At 45.0% G+C, this 23,694-nt stretch carries 24 protein-coding genes and 1 pseudogene; 10 read left to right on the top strand and 15 right to left on the bottom strand.

Annotated features, from left to right (window positions below):
* Nucleotides 1-244: 244 nt before the first annotated feature.
* From argA to ubiG, 8 genes are all read right to left on the bottom strand, one after another.
* Entirely contained in the window at nucleotides 245-1,588 is a 1,344-nt protein-coding gene (argA, locus tag ACIG3F_RS05050) for an amino-acid N-acetyltransferase (RefSeq protein ID WP_247144277.1), read from the bottom strand.
* 132 nt (nucleotides 1,589-1,720) lie between these two features.
* Nucleotides 1,721-2,107 carry an RcnB family protein gene (locus ACIG3F_RS05055; protein WP_253160397.1) on the bottom strand — a complete coding sequence of 129 codons (387 nt, stop codon included), beginning with the start codon at nucleotides 2,105-2,107 and terminating at the stop codon, nucleotides 1,721-1,723.
* A 242-nt stretch (nucleotides 2,108-2,349) separates the two neighbouring features.
* Nucleotides 2,350-2,736, bottom strand: a complete 387-nt coding sequence (locus ACIG3F_RS05060) for an RcnB family protein (protein WP_314107457.1) — start codon at nucleotides 2,734-2,736, stop codon at nucleotides 2,350-2,352.
* Between the two features lie 315 nt (nucleotides 2,737-3,051).
* Nucleotides 3,052-3,207 (bottom strand): hypothetical protein, encoded by a 156-nt coding sequence (locus tag ACIG3F_RS05065; RefSeq protein WP_004281231.1) that lies wholly within the window; start codon nucleotides 3,205-3,207, stop codon nucleotides 3,052-3,054.
* Nucleotides 3,208-3,391: 184 nt separating this feature from the next.
* The gene (locus tag ACIG3F_RS05070) at nucleotides 3,392-3,811 is read right to left on the bottom strand and encodes a hypothetical protein (RefSeq protein WP_004281232.1); all 420 of its coding nucleotides are present in this window, start codon (nucleotides 3,809-3,811) and stop codon (nucleotides 3,392-3,394) included.
* Nucleotides 3,812-3,967: 156 nt separating this feature from the next.
* Nucleotides 3,968-4,714 (bottom strand): YciK family oxidoreductase, encoded by a 747-nt coding sequence (locus tag ACIG3F_RS05075; protein ID WP_396469512.1) that lies wholly within the window; start codon nucleotides 4,712-4,714, stop codon nucleotides 3,968-3,970.
* Nucleotides 4,715-4,753: 39 nt separating this feature from the next.
* Nucleotides 4,754-5,443 carry an HAD family hydrolase gene (locus tag ACIG3F_RS05080; RefSeq protein WP_396469513.1) on the bottom strand — a complete coding sequence of 230 codons (690 nt, stop codon included), beginning with the start codon at nucleotides 5,441-5,443 and terminating at the stop codon, nucleotides 4,754-4,756.
* Nucleotides 5,440-6,168, bottom strand: a complete 729-nt coding sequence (gene ubiG / locus ACIG3F_RS05085) for a bifunctional 2-polyprenyl-6-hydroxyphenol methylase/3-demethylubiquinol 3-O-methyltransferase UbiG (protein WP_005108199.1) — start codon at nucleotides 6,166-6,168, stop codon at nucleotides 5,440-5,442. Before ubiG ends, ACIG3F_RS05080 begins: the two co-directional genes overlap by 4 nt.
* Nucleotides 6,169-6,395: 227 nt before the next feature.
* On the opposite strand from ubiG, the pseudogene ACIG3F_RS05090 reads away from it, so the two are divergent.
* Nucleotides 6,396-7,010, top strand: a pseudogene (locus tag ACIG3F_RS05090) (thiol:disulfide interchange protein DsbA/DsbL).
* A gap of 54 nt (nucleotides 7,011-7,064) precedes the next feature.
* On the opposite strand, the gene ACIG3F_RS05095 reads toward ACIG3F_RS05090, so the two are convergent.
* Nucleotides 7,065-7,766 (bottom strand): TetR family transcriptional regulator, encoded by a 702-nt coding sequence (locus ACIG3F_RS05095; RefSeq protein ID WP_396469514.1) that lies wholly within the window; start codon nucleotides 7,764-7,766, stop codon nucleotides 7,065-7,067.
* Nucleotides 7,767-7,977: 211 nt separating this feature from the next.
* Between ACIG3F_RS05095 and rph the strand changes: the two genes are divergently transcribed.
* Both rph and ACIG3F_RS05105 read left to right on the top strand, forming a co-directional pair.
* On the top strand, nucleotides 7,978-8,694 hold the full coding sequence (gene rph, locus ACIG3F_RS05100; RefSeq protein WP_396469515.1) for a ribonuclease PH: 717 nt from the start codon (nucleotides 7,978-7,980) through the stop codon (nucleotides 8,692-8,694).
* 182 nt (nucleotides 8,695-8,876) lie between these two features.
* Entirely contained in the window at nucleotides 8,877-9,074 is a 198-nt protein-coding gene (locus ACIG3F_RS05105) for a hypothetical protein (protein WP_004281239.1), read from the top strand.
* 100 nt (nucleotides 9,075-9,174) lie between these two features.
* Here ACIG3F_RS05105 and nadC read toward each other — a convergent pair whose 3' ends face one another.
* On the bottom strand, nucleotides 9,175-10,020 hold the full coding sequence (gene nadC, locus ACIG3F_RS05110) for a carboxylating nicotinate-nucleotide diphosphorylase (RefSeq protein ID WP_396469516.1): 846 nt from the start codon (nucleotides 10,018-10,020) through the stop codon (nucleotides 9,175-9,177).
* Between the two features lie 181 nt (nucleotides 10,021-10,201).
* Here nadC and ampD point away from each other — a divergent pair, with 181 nt between their 5' ends.
* Both ampD and murJ read left to right on the top strand, forming a co-directional pair.
* Nucleotides 10,202-10,792 carry a 1,6-anhydro-N-acetylmuramyl-L-alanine amidase AmpD gene (ampD, locus tag ACIG3F_RS05115; RefSeq protein WP_396469517.1) on the top strand — a complete coding sequence of 197 codons (591 nt, stop codon included), beginning with the start codon at nucleotides 10,202-10,204 and terminating at the stop codon, nucleotides 10,790-10,792.
* Nucleotides 10,793-10,852: 60 nt separating this feature from the next.
* Nucleotides 10,853-12,403 (top strand): murein biosynthesis integral membrane protein MurJ, encoded by a 1,551-nt coding sequence (gene murJ, locus ACIG3F_RS05120; protein ID WP_396469518.1) that lies wholly within the window; start codon nucleotides 10,853-10,855, stop codon nucleotides 12,401-12,403.
* Nucleotides 12,404-12,528: 125 nt separating this feature from the next.
* Here murJ and ACIG3F_RS05125 read toward each other — a convergent pair whose 3' ends face one another.
* Nucleotides 12,529-12,687 carry a DUF1328 domain-containing protein gene (locus ACIG3F_RS05125; protein WP_004647174.1) on the bottom strand — a complete coding sequence of 53 codons (159 nt, stop codon included), beginning with the start codon at nucleotides 12,685-12,687 and terminating at the stop codon, nucleotides 12,529-12,531.
* 192 nt (nucleotides 12,688-12,879) lie between these two features.
* On the opposite strand from ACIG3F_RS05125, the gene ACIG3F_RS05130 reads away from it, so the two are divergent.
* A complete protein-coding gene (locus ACIG3F_RS05130) occupies nucleotides 12,880-13,332 on the top strand; it encodes a YcgN family cysteine cluster protein (protein WP_005105303.1) in 453 nt (150 codons plus the stop codon).
* A gap of 19 nt (nucleotides 13,333-13,351) precedes the next feature.
* Here ACIG3F_RS05130 and ACIG3F_RS05135 read toward each other — a convergent pair whose 3' ends face one another.
* Entirely contained in the window at nucleotides 13,352-15,490 is a 2,139-nt protein-coding gene (locus tag ACIG3F_RS05135; protein ID WP_396469519.1) for a putative bifunctional diguanylate cyclase/phosphodiesterase, read from the bottom strand.
* A gap of 263 nt (nucleotides 15,491-15,753) precedes the next feature.
* On the opposite strand from ACIG3F_RS05135, the gene ACIG3F_RS05140 reads away from it, so the two are divergent.
* On the top strand, nucleotides 15,754-17,028 hold the full coding sequence (locus ACIG3F_RS05140) for a replication-associated recombination protein A (RefSeq protein WP_004281246.1): 1,275 nt from the start codon (nucleotides 15,754-15,756) through the stop codon (nucleotides 17,026-17,028).
* Nucleotides 17,029-17,330: 302 nt separating this feature from the next.
* Here ACIG3F_RS05140 and purC read toward each other — a convergent pair whose 3' ends face one another.
* Genes purC through dapA form a run of 3 tightly spaced genes read right to left on the bottom strand, consistent with a single transcriptional unit; the run spans nucleotide 17,331 to nucleotide 19,606 of the window.
* Nucleotides 17,331-18,050 carry a phosphoribosylaminoimidazolesuccinocarboxamide synthase gene (purC, locus tag ACIG3F_RS05145; protein WP_004281247.1) on the bottom strand — a complete coding sequence of 240 codons (720 nt, stop codon included), beginning with the start codon at nucleotides 18,048-18,050 and terminating at the stop codon, nucleotides 17,331-17,333.
* 36 nt (nucleotides 18,051-18,086) lie between these two features.
* Nucleotides 18,087-18,692, bottom strand: coding sequence for a lipoprotein-34 precursor (NlpB) (locus tag ACIG3F_RS05150; protein ID WP_396469520.1), 606 nt, complete (start codon nucleotides 18,690-18,692; stop codon nucleotides 18,087-18,089).
* Nucleotides 18,693-18,706: 14 nt separating this feature from the next.
* Nucleotides 18,707-19,606 carry a 4-hydroxy-tetrahydrodipicolinate synthase gene (gene dapA, locus ACIG3F_RS05155; RefSeq protein ID WP_004281249.1) on the bottom strand — a complete coding sequence of 300 codons (900 nt, stop codon included), beginning with the start codon at nucleotides 19,604-19,606 and terminating at the stop codon, nucleotides 18,707-18,709.
* Between the two features lie 725 nt (nucleotides 19,607-20,331).
* Here dapA and mhpT point away from each other — a divergent pair.
* From mhpT to ACIG3F_RS05170, 3 genes are all read left to right on the top strand, one after another.
* The gene (gene mhpT / locus ACIG3F_RS05160) at nucleotides 20,332-21,537 is read left to right on the top strand and encodes a 3-(3-hydroxy-phenyl)propionate transporter MhpT (protein ID WP_071850313.1); all 1,206 of its coding nucleotides are present in this window, start codon (nucleotides 20,332-20,334) and stop codon (nucleotides 21,535-21,537) included.
* Between the two features lie 305 nt (nucleotides 21,538-21,842).
* Nucleotides 21,843-22,472: a bifunctional nicotinamidase/pyrazinamidase gene (gene pncA, locus ACIG3F_RS05165; protein ID WP_071850312.1), complete on the top strand. Its 630-nt coding sequence runs from the start codon at nucleotides 21,843-21,845 to the stop codon at nucleotides 22,470-22,472.
* A 126-nt stretch (nucleotides 22,473-22,598) separates the two neighbouring features.
* Nucleotides 22,599-23,558: a bile acid:sodium symporter family protein gene (locus ACIG3F_RS05170; RefSeq protein WP_071850311.1), complete on the top strand. Its 960-nt coding sequence runs from the start codon at nucleotides 22,599-22,601 to the stop codon at nucleotides 23,556-23,558.
* Nucleotides 23,559-23,694: the final 136 nt, after the last annotated feature.

Here is a 23,694-nt window from a genome sequence, read left to right on the forward strand (position 1 = left end):
CATTGTACGAGGCATAGCGAGAAGTAAATTTAGTTTGGCGATTAAATTTTACTTTCTCGCTATTTTTTTGAACAGTAAATGTCAACAGACCCTAATCAAACTTATGAAATTTATAGTTATTTTTTTAAATCTGATCTGTTGATATGTTTAGCTAAAAACCAGTAATAGAATTTTAAAATTTAAAGCGAGATTGCCAGATATCTTTATCTAAAATTAAGCTAAAGCACTGAAAGAAAAAGCCACTTTAAAGTGACTTTTTGCAAACAATTGAATTACGTTGATAATTGTAAAATGCCTGACGGGCATCCGGCAGGTCATCGACTGAAGCCGGTTCAAAGCCTTGTTCCAGAAACCAGTGCGCGGTGCGGGTAGTTAAAATAAACAGTCGCTGAATCTGCATGCTTTTGGCTTTTTCTTCTAGATAATGCAGGATCTGGCTACCCCGATTAGACTTGCGATAACTGGGATGTACCGCAACACAGGCAATTTCTGCAGAACGCAATTCATCACCCGTAGTCGGAATCGGATAAAGGGCGGCACAGGCCAGAATCATGCCGTCCCGTTCGATTACGGCAAACTGGTTGATTTCATTTTCCAGACGTTCACGCGAACGATAAACCAGAATGCCTTCTTCTTCCAGTGGACGCAGCAAACCGATCAGACCGCCTACATCCTGAATATCGGCCATCCGCACTTCTTCATAATGCGCGTCAGTGACCAGAGTGCCGGAACCATCACGGGTGAAAAGTTCTTCCAGCAGGGCACCATCATAGGCATAAGAAATCAGATGCACCCGATGTACGCCGTTCATGGAGGCTTCCTGTGCGGCTTTTAATTGTAATCCTCTTTCCAGTGCATCTTGCTCGACCGGAATAAAATCATCCAGCTGTTGCGGTGTCACTTCACGTTTGAGCTGACCGTTACTGTCCATCAGACCATGCTGCTTACCGAGAAAAATCAGTTTATCTGCCTTGAGGCGAATCGCAGTTTTGGTAGCAACTTCTTCAGCCAGCAGATTAAAGACTTCTCCTGTTGTGGAATAACCAGTCGGGCCAAGCACCACAATATTATGACTGTCCAGATGGCGCTGAATCGCGTCAGTATCAACTGCACGCACTTCACCGGTCAGTTGAAAATCAATACCATCACGAATCCCATACGGCTTGGCAGTGATAAAATTCCCTGAAACGGTATCAATCCGGGCGCCATACATCGGCGAGTTGGCCAGTCCCATAGACAGCAGTGCTTCAATTTGTAGGCGGATCGAACCGACGGCATTCATCACACAGCTTAAAGATTCACGTGTGGTGACCCGACGCTGCTGGTAAAAAGGCGTCGTAATCTGGCTTTGAGCCAGATTCTGGTTAATTTGCGGACGTGCACCATGTACCAGAATCAGCCGAATGCCTAAAGAATGTAATAAAGCAATATCGTGAATAATATGCTGAAAGTTATCATTTAAGACGGCTTCGCCATCAAACATGATTACAAAGGTTTTGTTGCGGTGCGCATTGATATAAGGCGCAGAATGGCGAAACCAGTGCACATATTGCAAAGTTGTGCTTTGTGACGTTTCTGCTGAAGTCATGCTGTGCCCATTTCAATGATTGAAGATCCAGCTTTGATTCTAATGAAAAAAAATGCAAGTGGAAGTGTAGATATAAAAAAACACCTGAAGGGGGCTTCAGGTGTCTGCAAGACGAGCAGTAATGGAGAAAGCTTAGTTAATGATTCGTACAATTTTGTTGGTACGTTCATTCACTAGAACATAGTCATTGTTGACTTTGTACCATTGCTGGAAACGGCCGGTATTTGGTAAACGACGTGCTTCGCGATCACTGACTTCAAAACGGTTGTTGTCATATTGACGAGGTAAAGTTTGTCCTACGCGCCAGTCACGGCTTGGGTTGACCATACGGTTGTTATGACGGCGGTCATCATTCCAGCGACGGTCGTCATTCCATTTCTTGCTATCTTTGGCATTCCAGTGTGGCGCCGGTTTATGCGGATTATGGTCATAACGCGAGTCATACTGTGGTGCTGCCATTGCAGAAGTAGCTAACAAAGCACTTAGAGATAACGCGATTGTAGTTAAGACTTTTTTCATGGCTCTCACCTTAAGATGTATATCTAATTTCGATGAGACTAAATTAGCGAACAAGTACATAGAAAGCGTGAGGGCTACTTAGTTAAATTGTTAAATTCATGAAGAAATTTAGTAGATGAATCACACAGTCTGAAAACTGGAAAAGCAGCGAGATTTTGGGTTAAAAATTTTCAGCCAGTGAAATAAAAAAGCCCAAACATCGTTGGGCCTTAAAGAAGATTAAATTTGAATGCACTTATAAACTAGTCACCCACGATGCGGATAATGCTGTTGTTTTCAGAATCCACCAGAATGTAGTCATTATTGACTTTGTACCATTGCTGCTTGCGGTCAGGTCGAGGCAGGCGATGGTCTTTGTATTCAACTTTATAGCCATTGCCACGATAATGCTGTGGCATCACATAACCCGGCTGCCAGCGTAACTGTTGCAGGCGTTTCACCCCACGTTCTTCACGCATACGGCGGTTATCCTGTTGATCTTCCTCTCGGAACTCACGGGCTTTCTTCTTGTCATGACCATGACGTGAATCCATACGGGATTCATCATTGAAATGAGAGGCAGCGATGACGACATTGCTCAGCATGAATGTACTGCAAGAAATTGCCAGTGCCACCAAAACCTTTTTCATGTTGAACCCTCATTAAATTGTTCATCTTCTACAGTGTCTAATGTACGGAAAAATTGCAGAGAAACTGTGAAGAACAGGCACAATTTTTATAACAAATGCAGAGATATTATGATGATGTCATGTTTTTACATGACTTTAGGCGACGGCATCACTTCTATAAAGTAGCCTACCGAGCTATGTCCTTATCTCATCAAAGCAAGGGCCAACATGCAAGCGAAAATCGATGATTTAGCTCAAAAAAACAGCATTGAATCAGCAAGAAAAAAGTTCATGATTTAATGAAACGACAAAGAATTTTGCCAGTTTAGTTTGAGATTAATTCCATTGCTCTGCCAAACCTTGTAAGGACTGAATCGCGTCAGCCACGGATTCAGCTTGTAGGGCGTCATCGAGTGCCACAATCAATGCTTCAGATAACTGCAACTGTTCAATCCGGTGAATTGTTTCAATTTTACGTTTTTGGTCAGCCATGCTGCGCTCCTGATTTGATCTATCTGTGATTCAAGAAAGCATAGTCCAATCAGTTTAATTTGGAAAACCGTATAATTTTATATATTTAATATGTAAATCCGATTTATTGTTATTTTTTGCAGGATTTTAAGAAAAAAAGGGCACTTTATCGAAAAGTGCCCAAGATTATTCAATGACCCGACTTTTAATAAGCGTAGTTCAGGTCAGTATAATCGTTGAGTGATTTCTGCACATGCGCCTGAATAAAGGCACGTACATCCTCGGCCGTCATGGCTTTGCCCTGATTGCTGATGACATGTTCGATTTCTGGCTGACCTTCAATTTTAATGCGATAAACAAAATGCTTGGCCAGACGATAACTGTCGTCTAATTTTTCAATGCCAGTCACATAATAATAGGCATGTTCAAAATTCAGATCCTGATGTGAAAATACAAATTGCTCGAACAATTTGAGTTTCTGAGCATTTTCGAGTGCTTTGATGTCATCCACGATACTGGCTTCAAACTTGGTGCCGTATTTCTCTGAAATAGGCTGTTGATCAATCAGCAGCGACACCATGCCATCGTCTAAATGGGTCACCGTAATATTGTTTAATTCAGTCATGATGCACTCGAGTGAAATATAGTGGGGCTTAGTATGCTGTTATTTTAATGAAACTCAATGCGAGCGGGGTGAACTTACTTAAGATTTATGCGCTGAATATGACTAAAAATGAAATAAAAAGGGAGCGATTGCTCCCTGAATGACAGACAGAATAATTTAATCCTGTGCATCAATACTCTGGCCATTCATATGCAGGCTGTCATTACCCATCAAATATAGATAAGCCGGCATGATTGAATCGGGGGTAGGCAGGGTTTTCGGATCTTCATTCGGATAGGCCTTGGCGCGCATGGCAGTCCGCGTTGCCCCGGGATTGATGCAGTTATAACGGATATTCGGATGTACCTGCTCTTTGGCAAATAACTGGCTTACCGCTTCAATAGCAATTTTAGAAACCGAATACGCACCCCAGCGATCGCGGGCTTCGCGGCCTACACCTGAGCTGGCAAAAACCACTGAAGCATGTTCAGATTTGGATAATAGCGGCAGCAGGGCCTGGGTCATGACAAAGGGTGCACGCAGATTGACCGCCATCACATCATCCCAGACGTTGACCGGATAATCCGCCAAGGGAACCCGTTCACCTAAAATGCCGGCATTGTGCAGAATACCGTCCAGACGACCAAACTGACGGTCTAGCGTATCAAGCAAAAGCTCATAATCACGTTCTGAAGCACTTGATAGTTGTAGCGGCAAGATGGCAGGTTGCGGCGCACCCAAACTTTCAATTTCATCATAAATGACTTCGAGTTTGTTTAAGGTACGCCCATGCAACACCACAGTTGCGCCATGCAAGGCATAACTGATTGCTGCTGCACGTCCAATGCCATCGCCCGCACCTGTGATCAGGATGATACGATCCTTGAGCAGATCGGGGCGAGGTTGATATGCTGAATATTTCATTATCTACCTCCTCATTTCTTATTATTTAGTGTTAAGCGTTCAAGATACCGCAGTATGCTGCTTCAGTACCAGTGTCTGAATCAATTGATGTAATTCTGCCACAGTATGCACGATATGGTCGGCCTGCCAGGCGTTTAAATCGTCTTTGTATTGCAACGGCAAATAACCATAGGCAGCCAAAATGGTCGGCATCTGGGCATGACGACCGGCATCAATATCTCGTGGATGATCTCCGACATAGATACAGTCTTCAGCGGCAAGATTCAGTTGCTGGGCTGCCAGATACATTGGTTCAGGATCTGGTTTAGTGCGTGTCACATCTTCCGGACAGACCAGCACTGCGCAGCGTTCACTCAGGTTCAGCGCTTGCAGTAAAGCCTCGCTGAGCCAGCGCGGTTTATTGGTCACAATCCCCCAAGGAATGTCATTTTCCTCTAGCTGTTCAAGTAATGGATACATGCCATCAAACAGATCGGTATCGACCGCAATATCTGCGCCGTACATGTCCAGAAAGCGCTGACGGTGTTGCAGAAAGACCGGATCTTCTAGTTGCAGTTCCGGATAAACCAGTTTCACCATAGCGCGAGCGCCTTCGGAGACCTGGGTACGAATCAGCTCGGGTGCAACCAGTGGGCGGCCTTCTTCACGGCACATCTGCTGGATAATTCGGATAAAATCGGCAGCGGTATCAATCAGGGTTCCATCTAGGTCAAATAAAACGGCTTTCATGCTGTGGTCTCTGCTGCGCTATCTTTCACGGTATAAACCATGTAGTTCACATCAACATTCGGTGCCAGCCAATAACGCTTGGTCAGCGGATTATAGTGCAGACCGGTCATGTCTTTGAGCTTTAAACCCGCGTTACGAATATCATGTGCCAGTTCAGACGGCTTGATAAATTTGCTGTAATCATGGGTGCCTTTGGCCAGCATGCGCAAGACATATTCTGCCCCGATAATCGCAAATAAATAGGACTTTGGATTACGATTAATGGTCGAGAAGAACACATGACCACCTGGCTTGACCAGTTTATGACAGGCCTGAATAATCGATGCCGGATCTGGCACATGCTCCAGCATTTCCATGCAGGTCACGATGTCATATTGGCCAGCCTGTTCCTCTGCCAGTTGCTCGACCGGCACCTGACGATATTCAATATTGCTCACGCCTTCCTGTTCGGCATGGATGCGTGCCACATTCAGTGGGGCTGCACCCATATCAATCCCGAGCACATCGGCCCCGCGTCGCGCCATGCTTTCGGCCAGAATACCGCCACCACAGCCGACATCCAGCACTTTTTTGCCGCTTAAGCCACCGGCATGTTCATCAATCCAGTTTAAACGCAATGGATTAATCATGTGCAAGGGGCGGAACTCGGAATGCTGATCCCACCATATAGCTGCAAATGCTTCAAACTTGGCAATTTCTTGTGGATCAACATTCAATTGCGACATCGGTGTCACCTCAATCAGTCGTGATTAGCTAAAAATATGTACGTGCCGAATGGCCAGAGAAACTGATTTAAAACCTTGAAAATCAGTCCGATGGTTTAGTGTAGCGATTCTGGCAGAAAAAGCGATAAAAGCAGCAAAAAAGTTCACAGAATGAAAACGAAACCGGCATAATTGATTTATAGTGAACACATAAACTAAGCATAATGATTTAGAGGACGATAATCCGAATGAAAAAATTCCTTTTAGGCACTGTTGCCGCATCTGTTTTGGCCTTTTCAGGCAATGCTATGGCCAATTTTGTGGCAGGTCAGGACTATCAGGTGGTTGCAAAACCAGTCAAAGTCGAAAAACCGGGCAGAATTGAGGTGCGTGAATTCTTCTGGTACGGCTGTGGTCACTGTTTCGCGCTTGAACCACATATGCAGGGCTGGTTGAAAAAATTACCAAAAGATGTACGTTTTGTACGTACGCCGGCTGCAATGAATCCACTCTGGGAACAGGCAGCACGTGCTTATTATGTGTCTGAAGCATTGGGTGTGCGTCAAAAAGCACATTTATAATTATTCCATGATATTCATGACAAGCAACGTCCAATTTTAGAACAGGCACAACTGGCCAAGTTCTATACCCGCTATGGTATTTCTGAAGCGAAATTTAACAGCACTTATAAATCTTTCCCGATCACTTCGAAAATTGCCCAAGCCAAAAATCTGGCTGCTCAGTATCAGTTAAGTGGTGTTCCGGCAGTGACCGTGAATGGTAAATATATTGTGCAGGGTAATGATGCCAAAGTCATTCAGGTGGTGAATTACCTGATCGAGAAAGAGCGTAAAGCCAAATAAGTCTGAACTGACGATCAGTAAAAAAAACCTGCATCATGATGCAGGTTTTTTTATTTAGGCAGGGGGAATGACCGCTTCATTGAGCACAGGGCTTGCGGTTTCAACTGTTTTGGCAGGTCGCCGGTACCAGTGCAAAATGCCACGTAGCAAGAGCTGCATCTGTAGCACGCTTTGGGTTTTAAAGGCATTGGATTGAGCGCGGCGCAGCTCTGGATCAACCTGATGCTGCAGATGAATCCAGCCCATGGCCCAGTTCAGGGACAGTTCAATCAGCATCTGTGCCAGAGCCTGCAAGTCCTGTGATGCCTGAATATGTCGGGTAGATTGCATCTTGGCCAGTTCATGCATGACATCTTCAGCCAGAAAATGAATTTCCCGTTCAATGCCGACACGTAACACGTCCGAACCGCCCCAACGTTCTGCCACAAAAAAAATCCAGGGTTCAGGATGATATTCGACGGCCTGAAAGAAGAGCTCAAGCCCGGTGTGGGTTCGGGTATTCGGCTGATACAGATAAGCCTGCCCCAGCTGATTGAGTACGCCCTTGATATGAATCGCAACCTGATCCAGCAATTCCAGACCCAACTGGCTCATATTCTGAAAGTGCCGATAGAACGCCGTCGGTACTACTCCGACTGCATTCGCGACTTCACGTAGGCTGATCGTGCTGAAAGCGCGGCCCTGACTGCTGAATGCTAGTGTCGCATCGAGTAGTGCCTGATGACTTTGCTGCTTGCGATCTTCACGTAAGGACATAAATGGGTTTCCTGTCACTGGCTTCCCTCATAGGGAGTTTTAGTCTAGCAAAAATTAAATCAAATCGTAGTGCCACAGATCGGCAGAATTTTGACATTTCGCAGTGGCCTGATGCATTGATTTTGTAAATGAATCACCCGGCTGGCTAATCTTGGCAAAGGCTTCTGCTATACTGAGCCGCAATTATTTTTAACCTCTACAGGACTTATTTATGCGTATCGACCAACGAGCATTAGATCAATTACGTGAAGTGAAAATTACCCGTAACTATACACGTTATGCGGAAGGCTCTGTATTGGTTGAATTTGGTCATACCAAAGTACTCTGTACCGCCAGTGTGGATAGTTCTGTACCACGCTTCCTGAAAGGTCAGGGCCAGGGCTGGGTCACGGCTGAATATGGCATGTTGCCACGTTCAACCCATACCCGTAGTGACCGTGAAGCGGCACGTGGCAAACAGAGTGGCCGTACCCAGGAAATTCAGCGTCTGATTGGTCGTAGCCTGCGCTCAATGGTCGATCTGAAAAAACTCGGTGAAAATACCATTACTATCGATTGTGATGTGATTCAGGCTGATGGCGGCACCCGTACTGCCGCAATTACCGGTGCTGCGGTGGCTCTGGTCGATGCCATGAACGTCTTGCTGGAAAGAAAAAAAATCAAACATGATCCATTAAAAGGTTTGGTGGCTGCGGTTTCTGTCGGTATTTTCAAAGATGAAGTGTTACTGGATCTTTGCTATGAAGAAGATTCAAACTGTCAAACTGATTTGAACGTGGTGATGACTCAGGCCGGTGAATTTATTGAAATTCAAGGTACTGCAGAAGACAAACCATTTACCCGCGCACAATCGGATGCCATGCTGGAAATGGCCGAAAAAGGTATTCAGGAACTGGTGAAGAAACAGCAACAAGCTTTAGGCTGGTAATTCATCCCATGCTGATAAACGCATCTCCGGATGCGTTTTTTTATGCTTAAAATTTCACTCTGCACCTGTATTCAAAAACTGCACCACAAAGCTTCATCACAAAAAGCCGACATGAATTGGCTATATCTGCACCGGTTTTGCATCGATATTGGATCAGATGAGAACACAATGAGGAATGCGACATGAAACAGTGGCTTTGTGCAATTTCATTGCTGGGCGTGTTTGGATTAACTGCCTGTGACTGGGGCAATAATCGTGAAGATGACGAGCGTTCAGTGTTAAATCAGGATCGTGATGAGGATAACGGAAGATATAACGACCGTGATGGTGACGATGATGACCGCGATCGCCGAGGTAATCGGGATGACGATGATGATTAAGGTCTAAAATAGAAAATTGAGCAAAATATACGCAAAAAAAATTTCTAAAAATAAAAAAAGGGTGCTTCGCACCCTCTACGGTCATCTATCCCATCTAGGCTTAAGCATTGAAACGCATCGACAGATCAATGGCTTTGACATCTTTAGTCAGCACACCCATGGAAATATAATCTACGCCGGTACTGGCTACTTCACGTAAATTATCAATGGTGATATTACCTGAGGCTTCCAGTTTGCAGCGACCAGCTACATGTTGCACTGCGTCGATCATCTGCTGCTGACTGAAATTATCCAGCATCACGATATCGGCATGGGATTCGAGTGCCTGATTCAGCTCATCCCAGGTTTCCACTTCAACTTCAACAGGCTTACCCGGTGCAATTTGATGTGCCTTGGCAATCGCCTGCGCAATGCCACCCGCTGCCATAATATGATTTTCTTTAATCAAGAAGGCATCAAACAGGCCCAGACGGTGATTCTGACCACCGCCAATGGCCACGGCATATTTTTGTGCAATACGCAGACCCGGAAGTGTTTTACGGGTATCGAGCAGTTTGGTGTTTAAACCTTGCAGTTCTTTGACATAGTGGGCGGTTTTAGTCGCAACCGCAGACAGCGTCTGGACAAAGTTGAGCGCAGGGCGTTCCACGGTGAGTAAGCTGCGCGCAGATCCGGCCAATTTTAAAAACGCTTCATTGGCCTGAACCTGATCACCATCATTTTTCAGCCAGATCACATCAATGCTTGGATCATAGGCCTGAATCAAGGCATTCACCCAAGGCTGCCCGGCCAAGACCATGTCTTCACGGCTAATGATGGTGGCAGTGGCCTGTTCATCTTCAGGGGTCAGCAGGGCGGTAATATCACCGTCACCAATATCTTCTGAAAGTGCTTGTTGAATATTGATCTGAATGGACTGGTCTAGCAAAGCTTGAGATATGCGCATGAGTATTTCCGTATCTTTTTTAAGCCGTGAAAATTGCGCCTTATCTTAGCACCGTTACATAAAAGATGAGCGATTTTTCATCCAGTTTGCCGGGATGAATTGAGATTTCTCCTTGAAAGTTTTAGCATGAAGCCGGCTGCAATGCTGATCTTGCAGATTTTATTTTGGGGAGAACGGTTTTATGCAACAGGCAGCTGAGTTTCAGGTCAAGGACGGGCAACTCATCGGTGCACGTCAAATCCCGTCTCCCAATTTTAATCAGCGGCCAGAACAGACCGAGATTCAATTGCTGGTGATTCACAATATCAGCCTGCCACCTTCACAGTTTGGCGGCGGTTATATTGAGCAGTTTTTTCAGAATCAGCTGGACTGGTCGGTACATCCCTATTTTCAGACGATTCAGGGCATGCAGGTATCGACCCATCTGCTGATTTTACGATCTGGCGAAGTGCTGCAATTTGTCAATTTTAATGATCGTGCCTGGCATGCCGGCCGCTCGAGCTATTTGGGCAAAAAAGAATGTAATGATTATTCGATCGGGATCGAACTGGAAGGCAGTGATGACTTGCCTTTTGCAGCTGAACAATATCAGGCCTTGGTAAAAGTCACGGCCTGTCTGCAACAGCATTATTCCAAGATTCAGCAGCATATTGCCGGACATTCGGATATTGCACCGGGCCGCAAGACCGATCCGGGACCATATTTTAACTGGGCTGATTTTCGTGCACAGTTACAGCATTATAAAAACACCTCAAGCTCGCTTGAGCGATGAAATTAAGCAATGAACTTCTGACAAAAGTTTCATTACAATAGCCACAAATTTATACATTAGGTGAATAGGATGGCGCTTTGGCGTTCGACCGTCATTGTCAGTGCGATGACCATGTTGTCACGCGTACTGGGATTGGTTCGAGATATTGTTTTACTGAATGTCTTTGGTGCTGGTAAAGACTTCGATACCTTCGTAGTCGCATTTCGTATTCCAAACTTTTTCAGGCGTTTATTTGCCGAAGGCGCATTTTCACAGGCATTTATTCCGGTACTGACTGAATATAAAACCAGTCGCACGCATACCGAAGTCCAGATCTTGATTAGCCGGGTGTTTGGCTGTCTGGCGACGGTGATGACGACGCTGACCATGGTCGCGATCATTACTGCGCCATTGATCATGTATGTCTATGCGCCCGGTTTCCATAGTGACCCTGAAAAGTTCGCCCTGGCGACCGACATGTTTCGCCTGACCATTCCTTATTTGTTGTTTATGTCATTGACGGCTTTTGCCAGCAGTATTCTGAACAGTTATGGCTCTTTCAGTACCCCGGCATTTGCACCGGTCTTGCTGAATGTGGCGATGATTGCCGGAGCGCTCTGGCTCACGCCGTATATGGCAGAGCCGATTATGGCGCTGGGCTGGGCTGTGATCATTGCCGGTATTTTACAGCTGGCCATCCAGATTCCTGAATTATGGCGTAAAAACCTGCTGATTCCACCGAAAATTGACTTCAAGCACGAAGGCGTAGATCGCATCATGAAGTTGATGCTACCGGCATTATTTGGTGTATCTGTCACGCAAATTAATCTATTGTTAAATACCATTTGGGCTTCATTCATGCAGGATGGTTCGGTATCCTGGCTGTATAGTGCCGAGCGTATGACCGAATTGCCGCTGGGTCTGATCGGTGTTGCAATTGGTACCGTGATTTTGCCGTCCTTATCGGCACGGCATACTGAGCAAAATCCGGAAAAATTCCGTGGCATGATGGACTGGGCAGCCAAAGTTATTGTGATGGCAGGCCTACCCGCCAGTATTGCACTGTTTATGCTGTCGACCCCGATCATTCAGGCCCTGTTTGAACGTGGCCAGTTCACCTTTGAAGATACCCAGATGACGGCTTTGGCGCTGCAATGTATGAGCGGTGGTGTGATTGCCTTTATGTTGATTAAAGTCTTTGCGCCCGGGTTTTATGCAAAGCAGGATACCAGAACCCCGGTGCGTGTCGGTCTGATGGCTGTGGCCGCCAATGCGATTCTGAACGTGATCTTTATCGGCTTGTTCAAGCTGATTGACTGGGAAGCGGAGCATATGGCCCTTGCGCTGGCCTCGACAGGTTCTGCGATGGTCAATGCTGGTCTGCTTTATTATTATCTGCATAAGCGTGATATTTTCCGTTTTGGGGCGCACTGGAAAAAAATCTTCCTGCAATTCATGTTTGCCAATGTGATGATGATTGCAGCTCTGGCCTATGCCCTGAGTTGGTATAACGCAGATGTATCACAATGGATGCGTGTGGTAGAAGTATTGATCTTATGTGTTGTCGGTGTGGTAGCGTATGTTGCAGCCTTGCTGGTGGCAGGTTTTAGACCACGTCATTTAAAGCCTTAAGTTCATCTTAAAAGAAGTATTTTTGATCAAAACAGATCATTAAAATACCCATAAAAAAACAAGAGCCAGAAGGCTCTTGTTTTTTTTGAAAGCTAACACTTGCTTTGAAAAGGTCTAGCGTAAATCTAGACCTTGCCGCGCGAAAGAAAACCAACGATCGCAAGAATCACCGCAATTACCAACAAGATAATCGCAAAATCCTTAGACAAGCCCGCGACGCCACCGAAACCAAGTAGACTCGCAATTAATGCAATAACAGCAAAAATAATAGCCCAGCGAAACATATATATTCTCCATGTGTTTTTATTTTCAAATTTAGTATAGAAATAAACGATTCCAGCAACTGTTAGTGTTGTGTTGATGAACTGTCTCTGATTTAACAATAGTTTACGTGATAACAATAAAAATTTGAGACAGTAGGTCTGCAGGGTTCTGGCTGTTATAATCAGCTGATTTTTGAATATTCCGGCCCGATCATGAGCGATACTTTACGTCCCGAATTCTGGAAAAACTATTCACTTGCTGAACTGACGCAAGTCGAGTGGGAGGCCTTATGTGATGGTTGTGGGTTGTGTTGTCTGATTAAACTGGAAGATGAAGATACTCAGGAAGTCGCCTATACCAAAGTGGCATGTAAGCTGCTGGATTGTAGCACTGCACGTTGCTCCAATTATCCAGATCGCTTGCAGTATGTGCCTGATTGTATTCAGCTCACGCCAGAGAAGCTGGAAACGATTCACTGGTTGCCTTCGAGTTGTGCCTATCGCCGGGTAGAGCAGGGCAAAAGCCTGCCATCCTGGCATTATCTGATTAGCGGTTCACGAGAAAGCGTGATTCAGGCACGCAAGTCGGCAGCAGGGCGCTGCCTGAGTGAAGCAGATATTCATCAAGACGACATTGAAGATTATATCGTACGCTGGGTGCGTTGAATCTGCCTGCGTGATTCGTTTATTGATCTGCCGGATGGAGTAGAGCCTGGGCCGAAGCACCGGCCATCGGACGATAGAAATAGAAGCCTTGTCCAATCTGACAGTCACAATGGATCAGGGTATCCAGCTGTTCTGTATTCTCAATTCCTTCGACCAGAACATCCAGTGCAATACTGGAGCCAATCTGGGTAATGGCTTTGACAATGGCCAGGGCAGATGGGTCACTGTTCATGCGTTCTACAAAGTTGCGGTCAATCTTGATGCAACCCACCGGATAGTCCTGCAAGCGGGTCAGCGAAGAATGTCCAGTGCCGAAATCATCCAGCGAAATCTGGATTCCGGCCTGTTTCAGCAGGTTCAGGGCGCGAACCACATAATTGGCACCATGTTCGGATAGGCTCTGCTCGGTAATTTCTAGTTCAACTTTATGTGCGGGAATATCAAAGTTGGACAGGCGTGCCAACAGTTTTTCGGCATAGTCATCGCGCAGGAATTCGACTGGTGCAGCATTGATGGAAATCGGTAACAGATCCAGACCTTGTGCCTGCCAGCGACTCATATCTGCAAAGACTTTCAGTTGCATGGTCTCACTGATGCGTGAGGCCAGCTCATAGTCCTGAAAGGCAGCAAAAATTTCGGAAGGTAACTGAATGTTCTGATTCTGATCTTGCCAGCGTAATAGTGCTTCGAAACCAATCACTGCACCATCAGAAAGACGTACTTTAGGTTGGTAATAGGGAATGATCTGATCGGCCAGAATAATCTTGCGAGCCAGAGTCAGCTGCTTGGTTATATTTTCCAGTGAACCGCACATTTCCTGATTAAACATGCGGATGCCACCACGACCACTATTTTTCAGGTCATTTAAGGCGATATCGGCACACTTCAGCAGATTCGAGGTATTTAAGGCATCACGTGGATAGATGGCACAGCCTATACTCATGGCACTGCTGATGCTATTGCCGACATAATTGATGGGCTGATCCAGCTGGGCATAGGCCATTTGCGCCGTTGCCAGCAGCTGTTCTTCACTTTCCAAATTTTTGACCAGTACGGCAAATTCATCGCCACCCAAACGGGCGATGATGGTATTCGGACCGAAACAAGTCTGGAAGCGTTTGCCTAAGACATGTAACAGATGATCGCCGGCAATATGGCCCAAGGTATCATTGATATGCCGGAAATAATCCAGATCAATCAGCAGTAAACCCGCCATGGTCTGCTGTTGTTTGGCCTTTAACAGTACCTGTTTAAAGGTTTTATAGAAGGTACTGCGATTATACAGGCCAGTCAGTTCATCACGTTTAATTACTTCTTTTAACCGCGTTTCTGCAATTTTTTGCTGACTGATATTGCGTGATACACAGAGGATATTTTGGGTAATATTCTGCTGATCCAGAATCGGGGTCAGCAGATGATCCCAATATTGGATCGGTTGATCTTTGATCTGGATTTTGCTGGAGAAACGGCTGTTTAAGCCTTGGGCTGCCTGTTTCAGAGCACGTTGCCCGGATTTTCGGGCTTCAGGGGTTAAGCGATTTAACCAGCACAATGAACGGTCTTGATTTTGTCCTGCGGTCTCACTTGCTTGTGCCAGACAGCCAGACTGGTTGCTATGTCGAATCTCGCCTTCAGGGCTGATAATGTTAATGTAGTCTGCGCTGGCATCCAGCATGTTTTCCTGGGTTGAAACGATTTGAGAAAGTTGCTGCTGGATTTCAAAATAATCATGCACATCGGTCAGGGAAACGGCCCATTGCAGCAAATGTTCAGGTTCATGATGAAATTTTACCGCTAGGGTACACATGCGATAATGGGTATCACTGCGTTTAATCCGGCACTGGGTTTCAAAGTTCTGATGCTGATCCAGCGCAGCATGCCACTGCGCTAAAAACAGCTGCAAGTCTTCTGCATGAATAAAGCTCTGCCATTGCGGATGACCCTGTTCATTCAGGTTCACGCCAAGATAATCAGTCAAGGCATCGTTAAAATATTGCAGATGTTTTTTGTTGCTGACCCACAAGGGTTGCGGTAAGGCATCGATCAGATTTTTTAACAAAACCGATTCAGACAAGTGAACGTGGGGTGCAATCAGTGATGATGACGTCAGTGGCTTAGACCGACTCACAGCTCCCTGTTCAAATTTATCATGCTTCATGCATTCACCACTACAACCCAAAAGTGCCCAAGGGGCGAGATAAGTTTCTTTTAATTAGAATAAACAATATGAAAATTACACTGTAATTAATTCACAATTAATCATGTTCAAATTATTCGCTTTTATAGAGATTAATTCATTCAGAATTAAAAAAATAGAGGATATCTACATAAATTAATTTTTTATGCTTGATGTTTGCATTCTTGGAATCAAAACTGCTGATGTTAGAATGAGATCAGAATTTAGTTTGAGCCAATAATAACATGTCAGATAGTCATATCCCGCTTCCAGAACGCTTACGGCCACGCGACCTTACACAGATTATCGGGCAGGAACATTTGCTGGGTGAGCAGGCGCCCTTACGCCAGATGATTGATCAGGGGCATCTGCCTTCGATCATTTTCTGGGGACCTCCCGGAGTTGGAAAAACCACCATTGCCTTACTGCTGGCTCAAGCGGTAGACCGGCCTTTTATCAGCCTGTCTGCACTGAATACCGGCGTGAAAGAGCTGCGTGAAATCATTGCAGAAGGTGGCGATTTGCTGACGCCAGTGGTGTTTATTGATGAAATTCACCGTTTTAATAAATCCCAGCAAGACGCGCTGTTAAATGCGGTCGAGAAAGGGAAAATTACCTTAATTGGCGCCACCACGGAAAACCCGTCTTTTGAAGTGAATAGTGCCTTATTGTCACGTTGTCAGGTGTATAGCCTGAATGCATTGAGTGCTGAATCGATTCAGACCTTATTGACACAAGCCTTGCAAAATGACTCTTTCTTGCAGGAAAGACATATCCTGATTGAAGAATTTGATGCCCTGATCCAGTTCGCGGCAGGAGATGCCCGCAAGGCACTAAATTTACTGGATCTGATCGCCAGTACCTTTGAAGCGGATATGGAAAATATCATCACCAATGCAGTCGTGGTGAAAGTCGCACAGCAGAATATCGCCCGTTATGACAAGTCCGGTGAGCAGCACTATGATCTGGTCTCGGCCTTTATCAAATCCATTCGCGGCAGTGATCCAGATGCAGCCCTGTACTGGATGGCACGCATGCTCAAAGGCGGTGAAGATCCGGTGTTTATTGCACGGCGTATGCTGATTGCCGCATCTGAAGATATCGGCAACTCTAATCCAAATGCCTTGCTGTTGGCTGGTGAATGTTTCCGTTCGGTACAAGCTGTAGGCATGCCGGAATGCAGGATTATTTTGGGGCAATGTGCAGTTTATCTCGCGACCAGTGCCAAAAGTAACAGTACTTATCTGGCGATTAACAAGGCGATGGAACTCGCAGATAAAACTTCAAATCTGCCTGTACCTTTGCATTTAAGAAATGCGCCAACCAAGCTGATGAAAGAGCAGGGCTATGGCGTGGATTATCTGTATCCGCATAATTATCCTGAGCATTTTGTGCTACAGGAATATATGCCGCCAGAACTGAAGGATACCAAACTGTATGAATCAGCACGTAATAAACGTGAAGTTGAAGGGGAGCGTTTACAGCAACGCCGTTGGCAACAGCAACAACAGCAGCAATAAAGCTGGGTATCCCAACTAATTGAACAGATTAAAAAAAAGCCCAATTCAAGGCGAATTGGGCTGAAAGTAGGATGTTTTTGAGGGAGATAACATCCTAGAGGGTAGAGGAGAAATTTGGTCGGAAAATATGGAGTAAAGTGCGTCAACTCACTGATTTGCCTGGTATGTGATAATATTAATGCATGTAGTTTTTGATGTAAAAACGATCATTTTAATAATAAAAATTTATTTTTCCGATTAAAAGCCGGAAATAAAAAACCGAGCTAAAAAGCTCGGTTTTTTCGAATCTGCGCATTTACAGATTAGATGTTGTCTAGATTGATACCTAAACGGCCAGCTACTTCTTCATAGGCTTCAACTACGCCGCCTAAACCTTGACGGAAACGGTCTTTATCTAGTTTTTTCTTGGTGTCTTTGTCCCATAGACGGCAACCGTCTGGAGAGAATTCATCACCAAGTACGATACGGTCGTGGAACACGCCGAATTCAAGCTTAAAATCAACCAGAATCATATTCCCTGCGTCAAACAATGCTTTAAGCACGTCGTTCACTTGGTAAGTCAATTCTTTCATTTTCGCCAATTGTTCAGCAGTTGCCCAACCTAAAGCAATGGCTTGTGACTCATTGACCATTGGATCACCAAGCGCATCATCTTTAAAGAACAATTCAAATGTTGGAGGAGTCAGTTCCTTGCCTTCTTCCACACCCAGGCGGCGGCATAAAGAACCTGCTGCATAGTTACGGATCACACATTCAACCGGGATCATATCCAGTTTTTTTACCAGCACTTCATTTGGAGTCAATAGCTTTTCAAAGTGGGTCTCAATTCCCGCTTCTGCCAGTTTTTCCATAATGAAGGCGTTAAAACGGTTGTTCACCTTGCCTTTACGATCTAGTTGCTCAATTTTTTCGCCATTGAATGCTGAGGCATCATCGCGAAAGACTAAAATCAGATGGTCTGAACTGTCTGTGGTGTAGACAGATTTCGCTTTACCAGTATAGAGCAAGGTTTGTTTTAACATGAGGGAACCTTTTACAAAAAAAATGCCTAGAAATGTCTAGGCTGGCCAATTTTGGTAAATCTGGTTGAGCAGTTCTGCAGCTTTTTCACGGTCGGCAAAACTGTTATCGGCATTGAACACAGCGAGGTTATTACTTGAACCGACAGAAGATAATCTTAATACATAGATCTGCTGATCAACCTTAATCGTGACTTCATAACGATTTTTGCTCTGCGCAACGATGCTATGATTCAGACTGCTGAGGGTGGCAAGTGTATATTGCCAAATTGTAGCAGAATTTCCCTCAATTTTAAGCAGCGGATTAAGATTTCCGTCAGTGACCAACTGTGGTCGACCCACCGTATTGGTTTCGGTTAGATCAGCTGTATTTGAGTTTTCAGTCTGGGCTTGTGGGCGTGGCAAGGCAAAACGGTTGCCACGCTGGTTTTCAAGCTTCGGTGCATGTTCAATTGCAAGCAGATCAACTGTTGGAGCAGGATACAATGGCGTTGCAGGACGAACCATGGCGCCTTCAGGATATTGTAAAGCTTCCAGGGTAGTAGTCTCTTTATAGTCTAAAGTGCCGTTATTAAAGGCCATTGAACTACAACCTGCCAAACTGAATACTGAAAGTGTAAGGCTAAGTCCTAAACGTAATTGCATAATCTTGTGCTCTTTTATTTGATAACGCCCGCTTCGACCAGTGCTTCATGAAGCGGAGCGCGATATTGTTCTGCAAGTGGTGTTAATGGAAGGCGAATACCCGTACCAATTAAGCCCATGTCATGGAGTGCCCATTTCACAGGAATTGGGTTCGATTCGCAAAATAAAATATTGTGTAAATTTGCAACCTGAGCATTTAACTGTTCAGCTGTGGCTGCATCACCGGCAATCGCAGCTGCACACACTTCGCTCATGGCTTTCGGAGCCACGTTCGCCGTGACCGAGATATTACCTTTGGCGCCATGACCGATCAGTTGATACGCAGTTGCATCATCACCCGAATAAACAGTCATATCTTTACCGACAAGGCCTTGCAGCAGTTCAGCACCGCGCGGTACATCGCCAGTCGCATCTTTAATACCGATAATTTGTGGAATATCCGCCAGGCGAATCACGGTTTCATTGGCCATATCCACACCGGTACGGCCCGGAACATTATAAAGAATCTGTGGAAGATCAACGGCTTCAGCAATAGCTTTATAGTGCTGATACAAGCCTTCCTGAGTCGGTTTATTATAATATGGCGTCACCAGTAAAGCTGCATCTGCCCCCAGCTCTTTGGCTTCGCGGGTCAGTTCGATCGCTTCACGGGTCGAGTTTGCACCTGTGCCGGCAATAATAGGAATACGTTTGTTGGCCACACGAATGATTTCTTTGATCACCTGGGTGTGTTCACTCATGCTGAGAGTAGAGGCTTCGCCTGTCGTTCCAACAGCAACAATACTGTTGGTGCCCTCTGCAATATGCCATTCAACCAGCTTCTCGAGACCCTTCCAATCTACGCTGCCATCTTCAAACATAGGGGTGACGATTGCGACTATGGAACCTTGAATGGTCTGTGCTTGCTGAGTCATTTTAAAAAACTATCCTATTTGTCCATCCGAAAGGAATGAGAAAACATAAATTGGGATGGATTTGTATTTTGATTTATAGCAAATTCAATAGATTTGCATTGAATTGAATATTGCTTATGCAAATTATGACTGATCAAACGCATAAGAACAATATGCTTTAGTAAAAGCTACTGAATTCTTTATACAAAGCCTTTTGGAAACAATCAAGTAATAAATAAGATGATTTATAAAGCAAAATCCTGAGACCAAAGTTATGTCTCTAGTCTAGACAAAAGAAGATATTGCCCCAAATGAACCCAATAATGATAAGGCTTGTGCAAAAAGATCAGCTGAAAACTGCGATTTTTATGCCTTTTGATTTTGGAATAATAGTTATATTGGATAAATTGAGATCTCGTACATCTTGATCGCACTCTTGTACCCAGACAAATAAAGACAAAAACTATTAAGACTAATCTTTTTTAAATATCAATAAATTGAGAATTTTTTTTTCTTATCGGTTAATTTTTTAACTTGATGTATAAGCCTTAAAGTCTAAGTCTTGAACTTTATGATGTTCTGATTAAGTGTTTTTGCGACTTTATCAGTCAGCATCTTCAATTGATTTACTTCAGCCCCTTTTGGAATATCCAAGCAAAACGTTCAACTTATTGATAGTTATTTCTGCAATCAGGCTCATAGATGATGGCTGTCTTTTGTAACGCTGATTGAACAAGGATAATCCAATGGAAAAATCAGACAATAAGCATGCTATCGTCACGGTCGCGATCTGTTTTCTGATTGCGGTGATTGAAGGCTTAGATATTCAGGCAGCCGGAATTGCTGCTGCAGGTATTCGTGAGCATTTTGGTCTCGATAGTTCCCAGTTGGGTGTGTTTTTTAGTGCAGGGATTCTGGGTTTATTACCGGGTGCACTGGTTGGTGGTCGATTTGCGGACCGCATTGGCCGTAAGAAAGTCTTGATCTGGTCGACAGCAATATTTGCTGTATTTACCTTATGTACGGTTTGGGTCAATAGCTTTAACAGCTTGCTGGCAGTGCGTTTCCTGGCTGGAGCAGGTCTGGGCGGCGCGATGCCGATTCTGATTACACTCGCATCAGAAGCTGTCTCTCCACAAAATCGTGGCCGTGCAGTCGGCTTAATGTACTGCGGTATGCCAGTCGGTGCAGCGATTTTATCTTTGGTTGCTGCGACTGAATTTGGTGCCAACTGGAAAAATGTTTTCTATCTCGGTGGCCTGTTACCAATTTTTGCCATTCCGCTGATGATGCTATTTTTGCCTGAGTCGAAGGAATATCTGAAAGCACAGAACAAAACGGCTGCAGAACTTGCCGTTGCACCGCAGGGTTCATTCAAGGACCTGTTTAATTCGGACAACCTGTTACGTACGCTATGTATCTGGGTGAGCTACTTCTTTACCTTGATGGTGGTTTACATCATGTTGAGCTGGTTGCCATCCTTGTTTATGGAACTCGGCTTCACACGTAAAGATGGTTCAACCGCACAGTTCTACTTCATGGTTACAGCGACCCTGGGTACGATTATTCTGGGTATGCTGACCGACCGCTGGAAGAAAGCCTATGTGATCCTGTTGATGTACGGGGGCATTCTGGCAGGTCTACTGGCGCTGAATGGTGCAAGCTCACTGAACCAGATGTATATGGCCGCCGCATTGGCCGGTGCCTTCGTGATTGGTTGTCAGGGTGTACTGTATGCCTTCGGCAGTATCGTTTATCCGACTGAAGTGCGTGGTACTGGTGTTGGTGTTGCGTCTGCAGTTGGCCGTATCGGTGCCATGCTGGGTCCAGTCATTGCCGGTCAGTTACTGACGGCAGGTTTCGGTGCTGCGGGGGTCATTACTGCTGCGATCCCATGTATCATCATCTCTGCATTATGTATGCTGTTCCTGGTGAATCGCACCAAAGTGTAATGTTCCAAGATTTAAAAAAGCCTGCTTTTGCAGGCTTTTTTATTTTCAGAATTTAAGAATTAAATACACTGTTTTATTATTAGAAAGACTCATCACTTTATCTTTAAGCTTATTTTTTGTAGAGATCTAGCTTGATACAAGCGCGGAACCCATCCTTTTTTGTCAAAAATAATGAATCGATTGATCTGCTCATATGCGCATGCTGAGAATACACAGTCATACCATTTTTAGCAGCAGGGCTAAAAATCCTGGGGTATTTTGCGCTATGCTTGGGCATAAATCGAAATTTCAATGGATGAAAACAGATGCAGAATAATGTCGCTTTACTGGTCGTAGACGTACAAAGAGGATTTACTCCCGGAGGCAATCTAGCTGTAGCCAATGCTGACCAGATTATTCCAAATATCAATTTATTGGGACAGCATTTTAAGCATATTATCCTGACTCAGGACTGGCATCCGGATAACCATATTTCTTTTGCAGACAACCATCCCGGCAAAGCAGCCTATGACAGTATTCAGCTGGATTATGGCAGTCAGGTTTTATGGCCAAAGCATTGTGTGCAAGGGACACTCGATGCCGAACTGCATCCGGATTTAAATTTACCACAAGCACAACTCATCATTCGCAAGGGTTTTCATTCCCAGATCGACAGTTATTCGGCCTTTATGGAAGCTGACCAGAAAACCACGACGGGTCTTGCTGGCTATCTGCGTGAACGCGGGATTGATACGGTATTCGTGGTCGGGATTGCCACGGACTTTTGTGTGGCCTGGACCGCAATCGATGCCTGCAAACTGGGCTTTAAAACCTATGTGATTGCCGATGCCACCAAGGGCATTGACCTGAATGGTTCCTTGCAACATGCCTGGCAGGATATGCTGTCGCATGGCGTAAAACGTATCTATGTGAAAGATATCGTTCAAGCCGCTTAAAGCTGGATAGGGATAGAATTTAAATATTCCTTTGATTTTATTTATATTTAAATATAAAAATTCAGGCATCAACGGATGCCTGTTTTATCTTACTTTTTCTCCCTTAATGTCACCTGGATGAAACCCATGTCAGCCTTGCTCCAGTTTAGCCAATTTGTCCAAAAAACCTTTGCTTTATGGGTGGTGCTTTTTTCCGGCATTGCCTTGATGATCCCTGAAGCTTTTGTCTGGTTACGGGCTTATATTCCGTGGATGTTGGGCATCATCATGTTCGGCATGGGGATGACCATGACGGTAGGCGATTTTAAAAGTGTCCTGCAAAGTCCGAAAGCGGTAGCGATTGGCGTCGTCGCCCAGTTTATGGTGATGCCTGGCTTGGCCTTTTTGCTGTGCAAGTTGTTCCAGCTGCCACCGGAAATTGCGATCGGGGTGATCTTGGTGGGTTGCTGTCCGGGCGGAACGGCATCCAATGTGATTACCTATATGGCCAAGGGCAATACCGCCTTGTCTGTCGCCTGTACCTCGGTTTCTACCTTACTGGCTCCCATTCTAACCCCAGCCATTTTTTATGTGTTGGCCAGTCAGTGGATTGAGATCAATGCCTGGTCGATGCTGGTGTCGATCTTACAGGTGGTGTTATTCCCGATTATTCTGGGCTTAATCGTACGGGCGCTACTCAAACAAAAAGTCACGGCCTATATTCAGGTGATGCCGTTAATTTCTGTGATTGCAATTGTGGCAATTGTCGCGGCGATTATTGCTGGCAGCAAAACCCAGATTCTGGAGTCCGGGTTAATGATTTTAGGGATCGTGGCCTTACACAATGGTATGGGCTATTTACTGGGTTATTGGGCCAGCCGTATATTTCACTTAGCAGAAATAGACTGTCGTGCGGTATCCATTGAAGTGGGGATGCAGAATTCTGGTCTGGGTGTGGCTTTGGCGGCGACCCATTTTGCTGCATCTCCAATGACGGCTTTACCAAGCGCCATTTTCAGCCTGTGGCATAATATTTCAGGACCGGCGTTGGCCACCTACTGGGCGGCCAGATCCACTGAAAAAACGACTGAAACAATGGATACCTGATGACAGTTTGATGACAACACAAAAAAGCTAGCGACCGGATTTTTTGTATTTTGGAAAAATTAGAATATTAATTTATATAGATTAATTGTGCTTTGTAACATAACTGTCATGAAGCCTGCCTAAGATCGCCCCTCAA

Origin of the sequence: Acinetobacter sp. NPDC052428, assembly GCF_044547685.1 — a bacterium.
In the GTDB taxonomy this organism is placed as follows: domain Bacteria; phylum Pseudomonadota; class Gammaproteobacteria; order Pseudomonadales; family Moraxellaceae; genus Acinetobacter; species Acinetobacter lwoffii_G.